Annotated in this window: 15 protein-coding genes; 8 read left to right on the plus strand and 7 right to left on the minus strand. The window is 38.7% G+C overall.

What is annotated here, in order from left to right; all coding sequences use genetic code 11:
• Positions 1 to 7 precede the first annotated feature (7 nt).
• Genes ACHFIZ_RS01905 through ACHFIZ_RS01915 form a run of 3 tightly spaced genes read left to right on the plus strand, consistent with a single transcriptional unit; the run spans position 8 to position 2916 of the window.
• The gene (locus ACHFIZ_RS01905; protein WP_410882306.1) at positions 8 to 1480 is read left to right on the plus strand and encodes a DUF5687 family protein; all 1473 of its coding nucleotides are present in this window, start codon (positions 8 to 10) and stop codon (positions 1478 to 1480) included.
• 2 nt (positions 1481 to 1482) lie between these two features.
• Complete coding sequence (locus ACHFIZ_RS01910) at positions 1483 to 2181, plus strand: ABC transporter ATP-binding protein (RefSeq protein ID WP_410882308.1); 699 nt, start codon at positions 1483 to 1485, stop codon at positions 2179 to 2181.
• A 54-nt stretch (positions 2182 to 2235) separates the two neighbouring features.
• Positions 2236 to 2916, plus strand: coding sequence for an OmpA family protein (locus tag ACHFIZ_RS01915; protein WP_410882310.1), 681 nt, complete (start codon positions 2236 to 2238; stop codon positions 2914 to 2916).
• Positions 2917 to 2966: 50 nt separating this feature from the next.
• Here the strand turns inward: ACHFIZ_RS01915 and ACHFIZ_RS01920 are convergent, their stop codons facing one another.
• The gene (locus ACHFIZ_RS01920) at positions 2967 to 3317 is read right to left on the minus strand and encodes a hypothetical protein (protein WP_410882312.1); all 351 of its coding nucleotides are present in this window, start codon (positions 3315 to 3317) and stop codon (positions 2967 to 2969) included.
• 80 nt (positions 3318 to 3397) lie between these two features.
• Between ACHFIZ_RS01920 and ACHFIZ_RS01925 the strand changes: the two genes are divergently transcribed.
• Entirely contained in the window at positions 3398 to 4414 is a 1017-nt protein-coding gene (locus ACHFIZ_RS01925) for a Gfo/Idh/MocA family oxidoreductase (RefSeq protein WP_410882314.1), read from the plus strand.
• Here ACHFIZ_RS01925 and ACHFIZ_RS01930 read toward each other — a convergent pair.
• Together ACHFIZ_RS01930 and ACHFIZ_RS01935 are read right to left on the minus strand one after the other, a co-directional pair.
• Positions 4400 to 5404, minus strand: a complete 1005-nt coding sequence (locus ACHFIZ_RS01930) for an alpha/beta fold hydrolase (protein WP_410882316.1) — start codon at positions 5402 to 5404, stop codon at positions 4400 to 4402. The genes ACHFIZ_RS01925 and ACHFIZ_RS01930 overlap by 15 nt on opposite strands.
• A 111-nt stretch (positions 5405 to 5515) precedes the next feature.
• Positions 5516 to 7852, minus strand: coding sequence for a TonB-dependent receptor (locus ACHFIZ_RS01935; RefSeq protein WP_410882318.1), 2337 nt, complete (start codon positions 7850 to 7852; stop codon positions 5516 to 5518).
• Between the two features lie 558 nt (positions 7853 to 8410).
• Between ACHFIZ_RS01935 and ACHFIZ_RS01940 the strand changes: the two genes are divergently transcribed.
• The 3 genes from ACHFIZ_RS01940 to ACHFIZ_RS01950 all read left to right on the plus strand — a co-directional run bounded on the left by ACHFIZ_RS01940 (position 8411) and on the right by ACHFIZ_RS01950 (position 10972).
• Complete coding sequence (locus ACHFIZ_RS01940; protein WP_410882320.1) at positions 8411 to 9064, plus strand: TetR family transcriptional regulator C-terminal domain-containing protein; 654 nt, start codon at positions 8411 to 8413, stop codon at positions 9062 to 9064.
• Positions 9065 to 9067: 3 nt separating this feature from the next.
• Positions 9068 to 10369, plus strand: a complete 1302-nt coding sequence (locus ACHFIZ_RS01945) for an ABC1 kinase family protein (RefSeq protein ID WP_410882322.1) — start codon at positions 9068 to 9070, stop codon at positions 10367 to 10369.
• 210 nt (positions 10370 to 10579) lie between these two features.
• Positions 10580 to 10972 carry a response regulator transcription factor gene (locus tag ACHFIZ_RS01950; RefSeq protein WP_410882324.1) on the plus strand — a complete coding sequence of 131 codons (393 nt, stop codon included), beginning with the start codon at positions 10580 to 10582 and terminating at the stop codon, positions 10970 to 10972.
• 1 nt (position 10973) lies between these two features.
• Here the strand turns inward: ACHFIZ_RS01950 and ACHFIZ_RS01955 are convergent, their stop codons facing one another.
• The 4 genes from ACHFIZ_RS01955 to pdhA form a co-directional block, all read right to left on the minus strand.
• Positions 10974 to 11747, minus strand: a complete 774-nt coding sequence (locus ACHFIZ_RS01955; protein ID WP_410882326.1) for a Ku protein — start codon at positions 11745 to 11747, stop codon at positions 10974 to 10976.
• 69 nt (positions 11748 to 11816) lie between these two features.
• On the minus strand, positions 11817 to 13205 hold the full coding sequence (hisS, locus tag ACHFIZ_RS01960; RefSeq protein ID WP_410882328.1) for a histidine--tRNA ligase: 1389 nt from the start codon (positions 13203 to 13205) through the stop codon (positions 11817 to 11819).
• A gap of 889 nt (positions 13206 to 14094) precedes the next feature.
• Positions 14095 to 15768 (minus strand): pyruvate dehydrogenase complex dihydrolipoamide acetyltransferase, encoded by a 1674-nt coding sequence (locus tag ACHFIZ_RS01965; RefSeq protein ID WP_410882330.1) that lies wholly within the window; start codon positions 15766 to 15768, stop codon positions 14095 to 14097.
• A gap of 33 nt (positions 15769 to 15801) precedes the next feature.
• Complete coding sequence (gene pdhA / locus ACHFIZ_RS01970) at positions 15802 to 16797, minus strand: pyruvate dehydrogenase (acetyl-transferring) E1 component subunit alpha (RefSeq protein ID WP_410882332.1); 996 nt, start codon at positions 16795 to 16797, stop codon at positions 15802 to 15804.
• Positions 16798 to 17085: 288 nt separating this feature from the next.
• Between pdhA and ACHFIZ_RS01975 the strand changes: the two genes are divergently transcribed.
• Complete coding sequence (locus ACHFIZ_RS01975; RefSeq protein WP_410882334.1) at positions 17086 to 17640, plus strand: C40 family peptidase; 555 nt, start codon at positions 17086 to 17088, stop codon at positions 17638 to 17640.
• The last annotated feature ends 12 nt before the right edge of the window (positions 17641 to 17652 follow it).

Here is a 17652-nt window from a genome sequence, read left to right on the forward strand (position 1 = left end):
CTAAAATATGCTCAGTACCTTTATAAGCCACCAACAAAAATCATTTTGGCGCTCAAGAAATAAAAAAGGAAGTATTGCAGCGGAGATTGTCTTCGGCCTGTTACTGCTATATTTTCTTGGTATAGCCATATTCATTGGCTTTGGTATGGTGAAATTTCTTCCAGAGGTATTTCCTGATCAGGATGTGACAAAGAGCTTCAATGGTTTTATACTATACTATTTTGCGTTTGATTTTATCATGCGTATTCAGCTCCAGGAATTACCAACGCTAAGTATCATCCCCTACTTGCATCTCAAAATACCAAAAAGAAAGCTTATCGGATTTCTAAATGTAAAAGCGCTCTTTAGTGCCTTTAACCTTTGGCCTTTCTTTATATTTTTGCCTTTCTGTTTCATCAAGATAGCCGGCAAGTATGGTGCATTTGCTACTGCAATGTACATCATCACCATTCTTTCACTTACCGTGTTTAATAACTTTCTAGCATTATATATAAAGAGAAAATCCATTTCTAATATTGCCTATACCGTTGTCGGACTCTCGATCTTCGCGGCCCTTGCAGGGTTAGAGTATTTTAAGATCATTTCCTTGATGGCTGCATCTGATTTTGTTTTCAGGCATATTGCCATGTATCCATATTTAGGTTTGATCGCTACCCTGGCAGCCTTCTGTATATTCAAACTCAATTCAAAATTCTTGATTAACAATCTGTATGTAGAAGAATTGGGTACAGCTAAGGAAAAGAAAGCGAGTACTGACTACGCATTCTTAAATAGATTTGGAAAAGTAGGAGAATTAGCTGCTTTAGAATTGAAACTGATCCTTAGGCATAAACGCTCTCGCTCTAGTGTATTTATGGGTTTCCTATTCCTTCTCTACGGATTCTTTTTCTACAAAGAGGCTGCAATCGCTTCAAATTCCTTTGGACAGATGATGTTTGGCGCTATTTTCATGACGGGAATATCTATTATTATCTACGGCCAATTCATTTATGCCTGGCAAAGTGCTCATTTTGATGGACTGTTAGTCAGCAAGATCAATTTCAAGGACTACATTAAAGCTAAGTTTTTGTTGTTCACAATTGCGTGTACAATGATTACCGTAGTAGCAAGCTTCTATGGATTTTTGAGTCCGAAGCTGCTCCTATTACATCTGGCTGCCTATCTATATAATATTGGGTTTGGGACGGTAATCGTACTTTATATGGGGACTTCTAACTACAAGAGACTTGACATTAATAAAAGCGCAAGTTTTAATTATCAGGGCACAGGGGCTACCCAATGGCTACTAGCATTTCCTTATACTTTAACACCAATACTAATTTACCTTCCTTTCGGACTATTAGGCATGCCCTACACAGGACTGATTATCGTTGCTTTATTTGGATTGATCATGCTCCTTATGCGCGGATTCTGGATAAATTTTCTTACAAAAAGATTAAAATCACAGAGATATAAAATGGCCGAGGGCTACAGAGAATAATTATGATATTAGAAATAAATAAACTGAAAAAGATTTACGGCGATAAGACTGTTGTAAATATCCAAAGTCTGCAGATCCAACAAGGGGAAACTGTAGGGCTTGTAGGAAATAACGGAGCGGGTAAAACTACTTTCTTCCGTATGCTCCTAGATCTGATACGGCCTTCGAAAGGTGAAATTCTGTCGAAATCTGAGAACGTAATATCGAGTGACCAATGGAAGAACTACACCGCATCTTACCTGGACGAGGGCTTTCTGATTGATTACTTAACTCCTGAAGAGTATTTTACTTTTGTGGGCAGTCTTCACGATTTAAGTATTGCCGATGTACAGTCATACCTGATAAAATATAGCGAATTCTTTAATGGAGAAATATTGAACAGCGGAAAGTATATCCGTGATTTCAGTAAAGGAAATCAAAATAAGGTGGGCATAGCTGCTGCATTAATGCAGAATCCCGAGTTACTTGTGCTAGATGAACCCTTTGCAAACTTAGACCCGACTACTCAAATTCGATTGAAAACGATTTTGAAAAGTTTAAAAGGAGGAAGAAAAATGACAACCTTCATTTCTAGCCACGATTTGAATCATGTTACCGATGTTTGTGATCGCATTATCCTTTTGGAAAAAGGGTTGATTATCAAAGATTTTCATACTGACGAAAATTCTTTGAAAGAATTAGAAGAATATTTTTCTGAATAGATCAAAAACTGGCATTACGTTTGAGTTACTGGTGTTATAATTAAAAAAAGTATTATGATAACTTCGAGATTTAAAATAGCAACATTTAGCATAGCATTATCTTTTGGCGCGATGGCGTTTCAAGGTTGCGATAGTTTAACGAAAACTCAAAAAGGTGCTGGAATTGGTGCCGCAGCAGGTGGTGTAATTGGTGCTATTATAGGTAAGAAAGCAGGTAACACAGCAGTTGGTGCCGTTATAGGTGCTGCCGTAGGTGGTACAGCCGGTGGATTTATCGGTAAAAGAATGGACAAGCAAGCTGCAGAGATTCAAAATGCAATTCCTAATGCTGAAGTAATCCGTGAAGGTGAAGGTATTATTGTTAAGTTCGACAGTGGTATTTTGTTCGGCTTTGATAAAGCTAATTTGACTGCACAGGCCAAAACTAATGTTCAATCATTAGCTAGTTCATTGAACCAATATCCAGGAACAGATATCAAAGTAATTGGACACACTGATAATAAAGGTACTGAAGCTTACAATATGGGCTTATCTGAAAGACGTGCGGCTGCGGTTAAAGCATATGCAGTTTCTCAAGGCGTACCATCCTCTCGTTTGTTAACCATTGGTAAAGGATTCTCTGAGCCAATCGCAGACAATGCTACAGATGAAGGCAGAGCAGCTAACCGTAGGGTTGAGGTTGTTATCGTTGCCAACGAATCTTTGAAAAAAGAAGCTCAACAACAAGGAAAATAAGTTCAAAGAAATTAAGAGGAGCCCGGTGTAATATTTACATCGGGCTTCTTTTATTCTTCACTGTAGATGTCGTCAAAATACTGGACAGCCAGAGACTTTAATAGTAGTTCTTGTTCCATCATAGCAAACGAAGGAACAGGTTTTACCAGCTTCCAATGAGGCCAACCATCCTGATCAAGACCTTCTAGCTCGTAAAAGCCCATCTCGCTAAGCAAACGGCAGGTAGCAATATGCATAAGTTCTTCCTTCTGGCGTTTACTATACTTCCCTGGCCCCTTACCTAATTCCTGAATTCCAATCAGGAACAAGATCACTTTTAAGTCTGGAATATCAGAATCAAACTCGGCGACGATCCTGTTTTGCAACTCTTTCCATCTCGCATGTATTTCCGCTGGTTTCATAAAGCAAAGATACAACTAGCAGCTCCAGTTTATTCAGATAATTATAGTGTTTAGCCAAGTGTTTTAGTATTTTTAGCCATATGAACAGAGAAATTATAACAGGTATATTAGCATACGGAATGTCCGGAAAGGTGTTCCATGCTCCATTTATTCATAGTCACCCTGGGTTTAAACTTCATGCAATAACGGAAAGAAATACAAAACAGGCCGCATCCGACTACCACGGCATAATAAGTTACGATACCGTTGATGACCTCATAAATGATCCAAGTATAGAACTTGTGATTATAAACACGCCAAATTTTACTCATTATGAGTATGCCACCAAAGCCCTAAAAGCAGGAAAGCATATATTGGTTGAAAAACCCTTCACAGCGACAATTGAAGAAGCTAAAGAACTTTTTCACTTAGCGGACTCATTGGGTAAACAAATATTCTTTTATCAGAACAGGCGTTGGGATAGTGATTTTTCTGCCGTCCGACAAGTAATTGAGAGTGGCGTTTTAGGGAAGCTTAATGAAGTACACTTCAGATATGACAGATACCGCAATGTCATTGGCCCTAAAACATTCAAAGAAGAACCATATTCAGCCAGTGGACTAATGTATGATCTTGGTCCGCATTTACTAGATCAGGCGATTAGCGTTTTTGGAAAGCCGGATACATTTCATAAAATTCTTGGTAAAAACAGAAAAGGAACTAAGGTAGATGATTACTTTTCTATCCACCTTGGCTATCCAAATAGCGTAAATGTATTTGTTCATTCAAATTTACTATTGGTGGATGCATTGCCTGCATTTGTACTTCACGGTGATCAGGGATCTTTACATAAAAAACGATCCGACATTCAGGAAGAGCAATTGCTAAAGGGAATGAAATTGACAGAAGAAGGCTACGGTATCGAGCTATCCGGAAATGAAGGAAAACTAACGTTAATAGACGAGATGGGAAATAAAACTGTACATGCAGTCAAATCGTTAGCAGGTAGCTATCTACCCTTGTTTGATGCGGTGTATGAAGCTATTGTCAATAATATTCCTTATCCTGTTACCAGAGAACAAGTATTAACCCAAATAGAAATCCTACAGGCTCCCTAGTAGCGCGACGGTGAATTCTGTGGGCACTTCAATATGTGGAATGTGCCCACAGGCTTCAAATTCAATGATCTTTGCACCAGGAATCTTTGCCGCAGTCTGCTTACCAAGCAGCTTATATTGCCCATGAATTGCTTGTTGGTCTGGTGATAGCAAAGATTTTCCTAAGATGGTCTTGTCCTCCCTTCCAATAAACAAGATAGTCGGCACTCTCAAATTGTAAAACTCATAAACTACAGGCTGCTCATATATCATTGTGTAGGTCATCGCAGCAACTTTTGCGAACCTTGGGAAATCTCCACTATTCGTAATTCCACCTGCAATGCGAACGAGCTCTTCATATTCTGGTTTCCAAACTGTAAAGTATGATGTTTGATAGTACTTCCTAATACTTTCTGAAGTTGCCTTTAACTCTGTTTTATACTGATCTTCTGTGTTAATATAAGGTATGAAAGTCTTATAATCTTCCAACCCTATCGGGTTTTCGAGAAGAAGTTTTTCAGTCACTTCCGGATAGAGCAATGCGAATCTCGTAGCTAGCATACCGCCCATAGAATGACCGAGAACACTTGCGCGCTTTATTCCCAAAGTATCAAGCAATCCCTTGTTCCATTTCGACATTTGATGAAAGCTGTAATGAATATAAGCCTTGGAAGATTTACCGAAACCAATTTGATCTGGTACAATAACCCTAAATCCTCTACTCGATAAAGCTTTGATAACATTAGTCCAATAATAGCCTCCAAAATTCTTACCATGAAAAAGGACAACTGTTCTTCCGTTATTTAGTTGAGTAGGTAACACATCCATATAGGCCATTCTCAGGTCCTGACCTTCGGTGTGAATTGGATAATATTTTATAGGGTAACCATACTTAACTCCCTCCAAAGTTATTGAAATCGTATCTGCTTTTTGATGGGCGAATGAAGAAACAGTGATTGTTAAGAGTAACAACAGAGAAAAAGAGAATGGGAGGATGATTTTCCTAAGCATGAATAATGGTTTTAGTTACAAACACAATTGGTTCACCAATGTTTCTAAGCTAACTATTATTTAACGAAAATCCCGTTCTTGTGGAACGGGATTAGATGGTTAATAGCTTTGCTACTTTTTAGGTGTGAAAGGAATATTCAAACCGAAGGTGATGCTACGACCTTGATTGTAAATCCCTAAGCCCGGGTCTTCGTCGCTAAGTCTGCCTGGTTTAAAACGACTTAAGTGATCGTAATATGCCTTGTCTAGCAAGTTTCTAGCAGCAGCATATATGGTGACGTCTTGCGTTTTTCCTATGCGGAATGTTGTTCCAATAGAAGCATTCAGCAGCGTATAGCCGCTTGAAGCAGTTTCAAAGCTATCTATCTTGTTTTGACTAAAGAAATTATCAATTCCCAAAGAAACATAGGAATTTGATGTACCTCGAACCATCGGCTCGAAACGTAGCTCATTCCTCAATGTGGCTGCAGGTATGAACGGTAGTGATTGTTGAGTGCTGCGATTAGTCGCCCTTGTGTAAGAGAAACCATTCTCAAAGTGAATAAAGCTGACAGGATGTAATGTCAGCGATGCTTCAAGACCTCTCAAGTAGGCATTATCCTGAACAAAATTATACACTGGAAAAGGGGTAATATTACCATTTTTCATATCAACATCAATAGTTGCTCCGCTCGTACTATAGTAGATATAATCGTCAAGAATGTTAGCAAATCCACCCAGGGAAGCGCTTACATATTGGTTCTGATATTCAAAAGAAGCATCAAACTGATAACTCTTTTCCGGCTTTAGGTTAACATTTCCAACTTCATAACGAAATACACCTTCATGCACACCGTTCGACGATAATTCAGCAATATTAGGTGCTCTAAAAGCACTTCCGGAATTAGCTTTGAAATTAAATGTATCATTGAATTCATGCGTATACCCCAATGCTCCGGTTAAATGGGAAAATTTGTTAGAGAAGGAATCAAACTCTGAGTCACCGCTAAAAGCTTTACCATCCATTTTTCTATAATCGAAGCGTGCGCCAGCATTGAAGCTATCGTTAGTCCATGTTTTCTTTATAAATACAAATCCACCAAAGGCCTTAGAGTCATAGTCAGGTATGAGTTGCTCTGCCCCAGTAGTGTTGAGACTGTGCATAAATTCTCCAGATAAGCCGACCACCGGTGTCCAGCCATTAAAATCTTTAAAAGTGTACTTGATGTCATAACTATAGGTTTGACTGTTTAAAAATAAAGCAAGACCTTCAGGTTCTGCTCCTCCAAGCTCCCGCCTTAGGTTACGCTGAAAACCTAGCGTTGCTTTCAAACTGCCATCACCCAACAAAATGTTACTATTTAAAGCGAGTTTATAGTGCCTTACATCCTGCTTGGGAAAGGAAAGTTTACGGTCCTTGTTTTGGTTATTACTGAAAGCATTTCCTTTCTCATCAACTAACTGACCATCATCATTTCTTGCTGGTTCGTAGAATCCAATCGTGTTACGGAAACTTGAGGCGTCCAAATGGGCGTAACCCCATTTTTTATTCAGGCCGATCTGACCCTCAAAATTGGTCTCAGTGAAACCAGAATTAGGAACATACTCAGTTGGTGTTTTGTAGGAGTAGGCATTTTTATAAGTGCCTCTGACTTTATAGATCATACCATTCTCATTGCCTTGCAACATTAATGAATTGCCAGTCAAGCCGTTATTGGTAGCATAATTCGTTAAAAACTCTCCTTTTATAGTACCCTCTTGTGCAGGGAGGCCGTCAAGGATATTGATTACGCCACCCAATGCATCAGATCCATACATTAAACTTGCAGGACCTCTAAGCACCTCGACATGGTCGGCACTGTATTGATCAATCTCAATTCCGTGTTCATCACCCCATTGCTGACCTTGTTGCTTAACTCCATTGTTCAATGTTACTACTCTATTGTAGCTCAATCCACGAATCACAGGCTTTGAGATAGATGGGCCAGTTGTAATTTGAGCCACACCGGGGAGCCTTGAAATAGCGTCCATTAGATTTGTAGAAGGATGTGAAAGCAATTGTGCTTTACTTAATATGGCAACCGAAGTGCTGTTTTTTCGATTGTCGGAGCTTGATGGTGAACCTGTAATAACGACCTCACGACCTTCGATCACGCTTTGTTTTAGAACGAAGTTTAAAGATCCAGGACTACTAAAATCTACAACCCGGGTTACAGTCTGGTATCCTATATAGGTTACCTGCACTAAAAACTTTCCACGCGTCGGAAGGTTCTTAAGCGTAAATTCACCGTTTTCATTTGTTAGCGCAGACTTACGTAGGTCTGGGATGGACACAGTTGCCCCTGGAAGACCCGTATTTGTTTCGGCGTTAGTAACCTTTCCGGTAAGCTCAACAAGGCTGGAAGCAAAACTAGGAGTAGGCAAAAAAATATAAATAAATACCAGTAAAGCTAGATGAAAAATTTTCATGTTATATGTTTGAAATAAAAGGACCGGACACAAACGAGGAATTACCCCGTTAGCCCATACGAATTGAAACGAACGTTACTACTATTAAATCTAAACTAAGGGCGGTCCGCGAAGAGAGGTTCGGATTAACTGAGTGTAACAGGCATTATCCTCGGAAAAGTAACTAGCAACTTTGACCTCTTTTAAAAAAACTTGCGAGTAGAATCGATCGAGCGTGTAAGTCTTCTCAAAATGCATTTGGCAAACAAGACAATTTTCAGCATGATTAACGAGGTGCTGTTTATGCATGCACCTCACTTCGCCTTTAGTACAGGTGGTCAGCTTCTGTGAGTGGTGGTCATGAAAAATGCTGAAAGGCGTAAGCGCAATAGCAAAGACAACAAGCAGAATTGCAGCTAATATTTGATTGATATGTCTTTTTTTTTCCTTCAACGCATGCGAAAGTAAATAATCTTTTCTGCTTCTTTATTTTATTCCATTCTAATGACTGAAGATTGCGCTAACTTTACATTCATAATAAACTAACGGTAGTATAAAAACGTTTATTAGATAAAAGAAATGGCAACAGCAGAACAAATTAAAACCGGCTACATCAATTATGTTCTTACTAATGATGAAAAGCCAAAATCCGTTTACAGTTTTGTAAAAAAAATTAAGATAAGCGAAGTTGACTTCTACGAATTCTTTGCATCGTTCGAGAGCATAGAAAAGGTTATCTGGGTAGAATTGACTGTTGAAACTATCGACACACTTCAGCAACAGGAGGTGTGGAATCAATACTCATCCAGAGAAAAAATCCTTTCGTTTTTCTACAGCTATGTTGAGGTTTTAAAAAAGCATAGAAGTTTCATTATCTATACTCTAAAAGAATCTGGCAGTCAACTTTCTACCCCAAAAGTATTGTCAGGAACAAAAACAATATTCGAGAACTTTGCGGAGAATGTTATCAACGATGGTTTAGAGAGTGGAGAATTGGCGGATAGAAAGTTCTTTAGTAAACGCTACAAAGATGCCTTATGGTTCCAATTTGATTTTATTTTGAAGTTCTGGCTACGCGACGATAGTGCTGGTTTTGAAAAAACTGATGAGGCTATTGAGAAAGGTATCAATGTCACATTTGATCTTTTTCAGCATTCGCCAATTGATAATTTACTCGATTATGGAAAATTTCTTTCCAGAAACAGCAAGTTTAGGGAACGTATGAAATTTTAATGAATGAAGGAACAGAACAGTATTCCGGTATCAAAAACAGAGCGCTCTGCAAAATTCGTAAAAACTGGATTTCAAATAGGTGGCAACTACTTAAAGCATTATTCAAAAAAACTCTTTAATCCAGATCTTAACAGAGATGAATTAAATGAAGATAATGCGACGGACATTTATAAATCTTTGAGTGAACTAAAAGGAAGCGCGCTTAAAATTGCTCAAATGTTGAGTATGGATAAAAACATCCTTCCCAAATCATACGTAGATAAGTTTACACAAGCTCAGTATAACGCTCCACCACTCTCCGGACCTTTGATCGTAAAAACTTTCACAAAAAGCTTTGGAAAGACTCCTGATCAAATTTACGATAAGTTCAGTTTGAAATCTACCAACGCAGCATCCATTGGTCAGGTGCACACTGCCGAGTTAAACGGTAAAAAATTAGCCGTTAAGATTCAATATCCTGGAGTAGGAGATAGTATATCTTCAGATCTAAGGCTTGTAAAACCTTTTGCTTTTCGATTACTTGGTATGAGCGAGAAGGAACTAAACATATATGTAAATGAGGTTGAAGAACGTCTTTTGGAAGAGACGGACTATATACTGGAAGTGAAAAGGTCTATCGCCTTCTCTGAAGCCTGCAAAGATATACCCAACTTAAGGTTTCCTAAATACTATCCGGAACTGTCGGGCCCGCGTGTCATTACAATGGATTGGATAGAGGGTATGCACTTAAAGGAGTTCCTTGCCACGAATCCTTCGCAGGATTTGAGAAATAAAATTGGCCAGGCGTTATGGGACTTCTATAATTACCAGCAACACGAATTGAGAGCCGTGCATGCTGATCCGCATCCCGGAAACTTTATGATCACGAACGATGATAAGTTAGGTGTAATAGACTTTGGGTGTATAAAGGAGCTGCCGGATGACTTTTATTATCCTTTCTTTTCACTAATCTCATCCGATGTTATACTTGATAAGGCTAAGACTATTGAAGCATTTAGAAAGCTGGAAATGATACAGACAGGGGATTCTGCTAAACAAATAGAATTCTATTACGAAATGTATTTGGAAATGATCAAGCTTTTCGCAATGCCCTATACAAGCCCAGTGTTCAACTTCGATAATCCAGAGTTTTTTGGCGGACTGTATAATTACGGTGAGAAAATTGCGAAGATGCCTGAATTTAAACAAGCACGTGGAGTTAAGCATTTTATATATGTTAATCGTACTAATTATGGCCTTTACACTATATTGCAAGATCTGAAAGCAGTAGTTAATACCCAGACGTATAAACCACGATTAAAATAAAAGGGTGCAATCGCCACAATTGCACCCCATTAACCTAAAACTAAAACTGACTATAAGACTGTAATTGTTGCAAAAGGTTTCAATTGTCGCCAATATTTTTTGCATGTTCATTTTAAAAAGATTATTTAACAATTGTTTATATAATTTAAATAAAGTATGAACAAATCAAACTACTTAAATATATTTGCAATTAATTAACAAACGGCAATTTTGGCAATAGGTACACCTAGTTATAAGAACATTCTCGTTATAGAAGACAATCATGCGATATTGGATGTTATAACGTTGATTTTGCAAAGCGAAGCCTACAAAGTAACGGGTCTTAACAAGAGTGCCGATATGATGTCTCATATTGATTCGGTCAGACCTGACTTAATGATTTTAGATATAATGCTGCCTGATGCTGATGGACGGGAGTTACTTAAACAGTTGAGATCGGACGCTAATACAAAAGACATTCCAGTTCTCATGATCTCTGCCAGGTACACGGCTCAGAATGTTGACCTTGGTGAATTTAAACCAAATGGTTTCCTGGCTAAACCCTTCGATATTGATGAATTATTAGACAGAATCGAGGGTATTTTAGCTGGTAAAACTTATTAGGTCAAGGTCCTTTTTTCCTCCCAGCCAAGCTTTTCATTAATTGTCCATACAAATCGTCCGACAACTCTTCTCTAGGTTTTAGTTTCTTCACGGTCGCGCGCTTTCCTTTAGACTTTGCCTTTATTATCCGCAACAGTTCCTTGCTATACTCATCATGAAATTCCTTGATGTCAAAAGCTGAAGTGTATTGATCAATCAGAGCCATACCAACCTCTAACTCCTTTTTGCTTATCTTATCTAAAGAAGGAGTTTCCACTTCTTCATCTGAACGAATTTCTTCAGCGAACCTTATCTTAGTGACTACAACTACTTCATTGAGGGGATGAATAACACACAGGTTTTCCGTACTACGTAGAACAAACCTAGCAACCCCAGCCTTTTTCGATTTTATTAATGCTTTGAGCAATAATGCGTATGCTTTCTTACCTTGACTTTCTGGTTGTGCATAGTAAGAAGTTTCGTAGTAGATTGGATTGATCTCACTGATATCTACGAAATTCTCCAGCTCAATCATCTTTGTTTTTTCAGGACTTGCATCCTCAAAATCATGGTCATCTAAAATTACATAGTTGTCATTTAATAGGTAACCTTTAACTATACGATCATATGGCACCTCTTTATCAGTAGACTCATTTATTCTTTGGAACTTTATTTTGGAATGATCCTTCTCATCAAGCATGTCAAAGTCTAAATTGCTATTCTGGACCGCCGAAAATAACTTAACAGGAATATTTACAAGCCCAAAACCAATAGATCCTTTCCAAATTGCTCTCATAAATTGTTCTTTGTAAGCTTTTAACAACAAAGGACTTTGCTTTGTTTTAAGAGCAAATGACGACGAATACTAATTCCTGCTCAGCAAACTAATGATAGCGTCAATATTTAATTTCTGTTGATCTCCAGAGGTCATATCTTTGAACATCAACAATCCGTCATTCATTTCATCGCTACCTATCAAAATTACATATGGGATGGACTTTGCATCGGCATAAGACATCTGTTTTTTAAGCTTCGCTGATGAGGGATAAAGTTCCGCAGCAATCTGATGTTCGCGAAGTTTTTGAAGTAATGGCATTGCGTAGTTCTCTGCTTGAGCGTCAAAATTGCAAATCAAAACCTTCGTGCCACTAGCCGTTGAGACCGGAAAAAGATTTAGTTCATGAAGCACATCGTAGATGCGATCAGCCCCAAACGAAATGCCTACTCCTGTTAAGCCTTTTAGGCCAAACATACCTGTCAAATCATCGTAACGGCCACCACCACCAATACTCCCCATAGTTGCTTCATTAGTTTTTACTTCGAATATACATCCGGTATAATAGTTCAACCCTCTTGCCAAAGTAATGTCAAGCTCAAGATCAGGATACTTTAATTCGCTACCCGAAAGTAGTTGCTTAACAAATGCAAATACCTTTTCGAGTTCTGCTATTCCCTTCATACCTATTTCGGACGACGAAAATACCTCTTTCAAGGCTGATAACTTATCCTCATTGGAGCCTTCTAATAAAATTACAGGCTTCAATAAAGCAATGTCAGCTTCTACAAACCCACGCTCCAACAATTCCGTAGTGACTCCCTCAAGGCCAATTTTATCCAACTTGTCAATAGCTACTGTCATGTCAATGATAAGCTCCGGCTTCCCTATGACTTCTGCAATACCTGAAAGAATCTTTCGGTTATTGATTTTTATAGTAAAATCTTTCATCCCAAGGTTTGACAATGCTTCCTGATAGATTAAGATGAATTCCGCCTCGTTAAGCAAACTATCAGAGCCAACCACATCCACATCACATTGATAAAATTCTCTATACCGCCCCTTTTGTGGCCTGTCAGCTCGCCACACTGGCTGTATCTGGAACCGCTTGAACGGCAGAGAAATTTCATTTTGATGCATCACAACATATCTTGCAAAAGGTACAGTAAGGTCATATCTTAAAGCCTTTTCGCTAATAGATTTTATCAAAGCATTGGAGTCCATGGCAGAAAGATTATCAGCATCTGCCTTAGACAGATAATCTCCAGAATTCAAGATCTTAAATATAAGCTTATCTCCTTCGTCGCCATACTTGCCAGTCAATGTCGACAGGTTTTCCATAGATGGTGTTTGGATTTCGGCATAACCATACTTTTTAAACACAGTCTTTATTGTTTCAAAAATATGATTACGTTTTACCATCTCTTGTGGCGAGAAGTCTCTGGTTCCTTTTGCTAGCGAAGGCTTGATAGTTGACATGTAGGCAAAAGTACAAAAAGTAACAGAATTGGGTGGGAAGGCAGCAAATTGTTTTCTCAAGCGAGTATATAAGTCTGAAAAAACAGAATATGGAGAGTATGATCCGGCATTCCGCTATTTTAATTTTAGACCTTTCCAACTTTGCTTTTTGATGAAACGTTCTGGTTGATATGTGGTTTGTACTGAAACTTTTCGGATACCGCTTTGCTATGTGTTTTATGGCTGTTTCCTTCGGGCCGAGCCGAAGCAGACACATAGCAGACACATAGCAGACTCGAAGCCAGGACGTAGAAGAGGCAACTAGTAATGAACCATTGAGGCTCTTCTTTGTAGCCCTGAGACAGGGAAATGTAGTAATATATAGTACCATGATTAGAAGCAGCATTGGTTGATTGCTGAAACGAACCTACAATACTGATTTTAAACAAAGGCAGATTTTACACCTAAAATGGGGTGACTGCACACTTAAACTGGTAAGTGTGCACATAAATCCTTAAGCGTACACTTAAAATACTGACTGCGCAGTTAAGAATTTAAGTGTGCTTTACCTAAATCGAAGAAATTGATACCTTATAGGGTAATTCCTTCCGTAATGTTTAGCTATAATTTACCCACCATTAAAATTTAGTTAAAATACTGATTGTCAATATAATGGTCAATAATTTACAGCAAAAAGCAAGCTTTAATCATACTTTTTTATACTTTCATTTAGTCAAAATATAATGCGTTTACCCTGCTCTTATAGGGGACTTTGTTGTCCTTATGCACTGTATAGCGCGGGTATTGTTCAGCCTCACGTATTACAGTAAATCACCCGTTTCAGGCAAAAAAAATGGGCCACCTGCATCTAAGCAGGCCACCCATTCATTTAATAAGATATAATTTCTTGTTAAATCAGCAATCTCACTGGTTCTTCCAATAGCGCCTTTAATGTTTGAAGGAAGGCAGATCCTGTGGCACCATCTACAACCCTATGGTCGCAGCTTAAGGTCACTTTCATTACGTTTCCTGGAACAATAGCACCATTTTTAACAACAGGCACCTGAGCAATACCACCTATCGCAAGAATGCAGGCATCAGGTGGATTTATGATTGCAGTAAACTCATCGATGCCGAACATTCCCAAATTTGAAATGGTAAATGTTGAACCTTCCCAATCAGCAGGTTGTAGTTTCTTAGCTTTTGCACGTTGTGCGAAATCTTTCACTTCAGCAGAAATACGGGACAATGATTTACCATCAGCAAAACGCACTACAGGAACCAATAGGCCATCTTCAACAGCTACTGCTACACCTATATTTACGTGTTCGTTGTATCTGATTTTATCTCCAAGCCACGATGAATTAACATTTGGATGTTGTTTCAAGGCAATAGCTACAGCCTTTAAAACAAGGTCGTTGAATGAAATCTTAACAGAAGCGAATTCATTCATTTTTGTACGAGCAGCAATAGCGCCATCCATATCAATGCTCATTGTTAGGTAGAAATGAGGGGCAGTAAACAAACTTTCAGCTAAGCGCTTTGCGATTACCTTCCTCATTTGCGTTACCGGTTTCTCAGTAAACTTCTCTTCTCCAACATAAACTGGAAGTGGAGCAGCGTGTTTCTCAGCTAGAAAAGCAGGAGCCGCTTCTTTAGATGTTAATCCCGGAGCAACTGCAGCAGATTTAAAGTTTTCGATATCTTTCTTAATGATTCTTCCACCATCTGCACTTCCTGATACCTGATTAAGGTCTATACCTTTATCCTTAGCTATTCTTTTTGCCAAGGGAGATGCTTTAACACGATCTCCAGATGTATTAGTTGAAGGGGCAGCTTCCTCCTTAGTATCCTCACCTTTCTCAGTTACCGGAGCATCCGCCGACTTCTCCGCAACTGGTTTTGCTGGCGCTTCGCTTTGATTAAGGAAGCCACTGATGTCAGTACCTTCAGGACCAACAATAGCGATGATGCCGTTTACTTTTGCAGCCTGGCCTTTTTCGACACCAATATGCAAGAGCATACCTTCAGCATATCCCATTACTTCCATTGTCGCCTTATCGGTTTCAACGTCGGCAAGAATATCATCATCTTTAACTTTATCTCCAACTTTTTTATGCCATTCAGCAATAACGCCTTCGGTCATAGTATCACTCAGTAACGGCATTCTAACAACCGTAACGCCCATCTTCTCCATATCAGAGTCGCTCATCGCAGCAGATTTAGGTGCTTCTTCTTGTTTATCTTCTTTTGTTTTATCTGGTGACTCAGTTTTGGTTTCTACCTTTTCATTTTTAGCTGATTCAGCACCATCCTCAGCATTCAAGGCTGCTTTATAATCTTCGCCTTCTTTACCAATTACAGCAATCACGGCATCAACAGGAACAGCTTGACCTTCTTCTACACCGATATAAAGAATGGTTCCATCCCAATATGATTCCAAATCCATAGTAGCTTTGTCTGTTTCAACTTCAGCCAATACGTCTCCACTTTTTACTTTGTCACCAACCTTCTTGTGCCACTTAGCCATAACACCTTCGGTCATGGTGTCACTCATTTTGGGCATTCTAACTATTTCAGCCATTCTATATTATATCTATTGAAATGAGTTCAAAAATTAATCTTTAACATATGGATAGTCTTGCTGAACATATACATCAGTATATAATTCTGAAACTTCAGGCCACGGAGACTCTTCCGCAAATTTTACGGATTCATCAACAATCTGTTTTACTTTAGTTTCTATTTCCTCAATCCAAGCCTGATCAGCATATTTCTCTTTCAAAATAACTTCTCTCACAAGCTCAATTGGGTCCTTAGCTTTATACTCTTCCAACTCGTCTTTTGTCCTGTATTTTGCAGGATCAGACATAGAATGTCCGCGGTAGCGATAGGTTCTCATTTCAAGGAAGGTTGGTCCTTCTCCGTTGCGAGCTCTTTGTGCAGCCTCATCCATTGCATTGTGAACAGCAACAGGATCCATTCCATCTACTGGAGCACACGGCATATCGAATCCAAGACCGATCTTATAAAGATCTGTCATGTTAGTAGTACGCTCAACTGAAGTGCCCATTGCATAGCCGTTGTTCTCGCAAACAAAAATCACAGGAAGTTTCCATAACATTGCCATGTTGAAAGCTTCGTTTAAAGCACCCTGACGGACTGCTCCGTCGCCCATGTAGCAAACGTTAAGGTTTTTAGTTCCTTTAAATTTCTCAGCAAAAGCAATACCTGCACCTAATGGTATTTGACCTCCTACAATTCCGTGACCACCATAGAAATTATGTTCCTTGCTGAACATATGCATAGAACCACCTTTACCCTTTGAGCATCCGGTAGCTTTCCCGTACATCTCTGCCATAATACTATTGGCGCTAACACCTTTAGCCAATGCATGAGCATGGTCACGATAAGCAGTGATCATAGAATCTTCCGGTTGCAAAGCAGAGATTGCTCCGGCTATAACAGCTTCCTGACCAATATATAAATGACAAAATCCACGAATTTTCTGTTGTCCGTAAAGTTGCCCAGTTTTCTCTTCGAATTTGCGCATAAGCAACATCGACTCAAACCACTTCAGATAGGTATCTTTATTAATTTCTACTGCACTCATTGTTGGGTGTTGATTTTATTTATGAGAGCAAATCTACTTTTTTATTGTAATATATGGAAGAAAATGAACGAAAATGAATACTAAGGTTACACAAGTTAGGCCGAAATATTCTTATTGGTATATAGGTAGAATCAGTTAATATCTGAAGGAATGTTAATAACTGTTAACAAAAATGCGATGATGATTTGGAATAAGTCTTATAAATACATATGTTTGCTATCCAAACAATAAGCCCCTGGTGGTGTACGTTTAAGTGTAAGTCTTATAACCCAAACTTAACAGTATAACATGATTAAAAAGTTTTTGTTGTCTACTATTGTAGTATTGTGCAGCCTCTCGGCAGTAAATGCACAAAACAAAGCAAAAGAAACCAGTAAATTAGAAGACCCAGATAATTTAGCATCACAATATTTTTCTCAGGTGATGGGTGTAGCTGTTGACGCGACATCAAATGTTAAGCTATACAAATTCATTTATGAATGGATTGGAACTCCATACAGATTCGGCGGAAATACAAAGAAAGGCATTGATTGTTCTGCCTTTACCAAAGCGATCTACGACAAAGTTTTCAACACTACGATCTTAAGAAATTCGAGGGATATCTTTAGTATGGTTAATCCATTACCTAAGGATGAACTTAAAGAAGGTGATTTAGTTTTTTTCAAAATAAAAAGTAGAAGTATTACTCATATCGGAATCTACCTTGGAGATAGCCGTTTCGCTCATGCCTCATCGACAAGAGGCGTCGTGATTAGCAATTTGAATGAACCCTATTACTCTAGATATTTCTACAAAGGCGGGCGTATTGTGGACGGAATTAAGGAAGATCTTGTAGAAGAGTAACATCATTAAAAG

Source organism: Pedobacter sp. JCM 36344, from assembly GCF_046546555.1.
Taxonomy (GTDB): Bacteria; Bacteroidota; Bacteroidia; order Sphingobacteriales; family Sphingobacteriaceae; genus Pedobacter.

Coding starts and splice junctions, on each gene's coding strand:
- ACHFIZ_RS01935 (WP_410882318.1), bottom strand. CDS start 7,852: ATGAAAATTTTTCATCTAGCTTTACTGGTATTTATTTATATTTTTTTG.
- ACHFIZ_RS01920 (WP_410882312.1), bottom strand. CDS start 3,317: ATGAAACCAGCGGAAATACATGCGAGATGGAAAGAGTTGCAAAACAGG.
- ACHFIZ_RS01975 (WP_410882334.1), top strand. CDS start 17,086: ATGATTAAAAAGTTTTTGTTGTCTACTATTGTAGTATTGTGCAGCCTC.
- ACHFIZ_RS01915 (WP_410882310.1), top strand. CDS start 2,236: ATGATAACTTCGAGATTTAAAATAGCAACATTTAGCATAGCATTATCT.
- ACHFIZ_RS01945 (WP_410882322.1), top strand. CDS start 9,068: ATGAAGGAACAGAACAGTATTCCGGTATCAAAAACAGAGCGCTCTGCA.
- ACHFIZ_RS01965 (WP_410882330.1), bottom strand. CDS start 15,768: ATGGCTGAAATAGTTAGAATGCCCAAAATGAGTGACACCATGACCGAA.
- ACHFIZ_RS01930 (WP_410882316.1), bottom strand. CDS start 5,404: ATGCTTAGGAAAATCATCCTCCCATTCTCTTTTTCTCTGTTGTTACTC.
- ACHFIZ_RS01910 (WP_410882308.1), top strand. CDS start 1,483: ATGATATTAGAAATAAATAAACTGAAAAAGATTTACGGCGATAAGACT.
- hisS (WP_410882328.1), bottom strand. CDS start 13,205: ATGTCAACTATCAAGCCTTCGCTAGCAAAAGGAACCAGAGACTTCTCG.
- ACHFIZ_RS01955 (WP_410882326.1), bottom strand. CDS start 11,747: ATGAGAGCAATTTGGAAAGGATCTATTGGTTTTGGGCTTGTAAATATT.
- ACHFIZ_RS01905 (WP_410882306.1), top strand. CDS start 8: ATGCTCAGTACCTTTATAAGCCACCAACAAAAATCATTTTGGCGCTCA.
- pdhA (WP_410882332.1), bottom strand. CDS start 16,797: ATGAGTGCAGTAGAAATTAATAAAGATACCTATCTGAAGTGGTTTGAG.
- ACHFIZ_RS01940 (WP_410882320.1), top strand. CDS start 8,411: ATGGCAACAGCAGAACAAATTAAAACCGGCTACATCAATTATGTTCTT.
- ACHFIZ_RS01925 (WP_410882314.1), top strand. CDS start 3,398: ATGAACAGAGAAATTATAACAGGTATATTAGCATACGGAATGTCCGGA.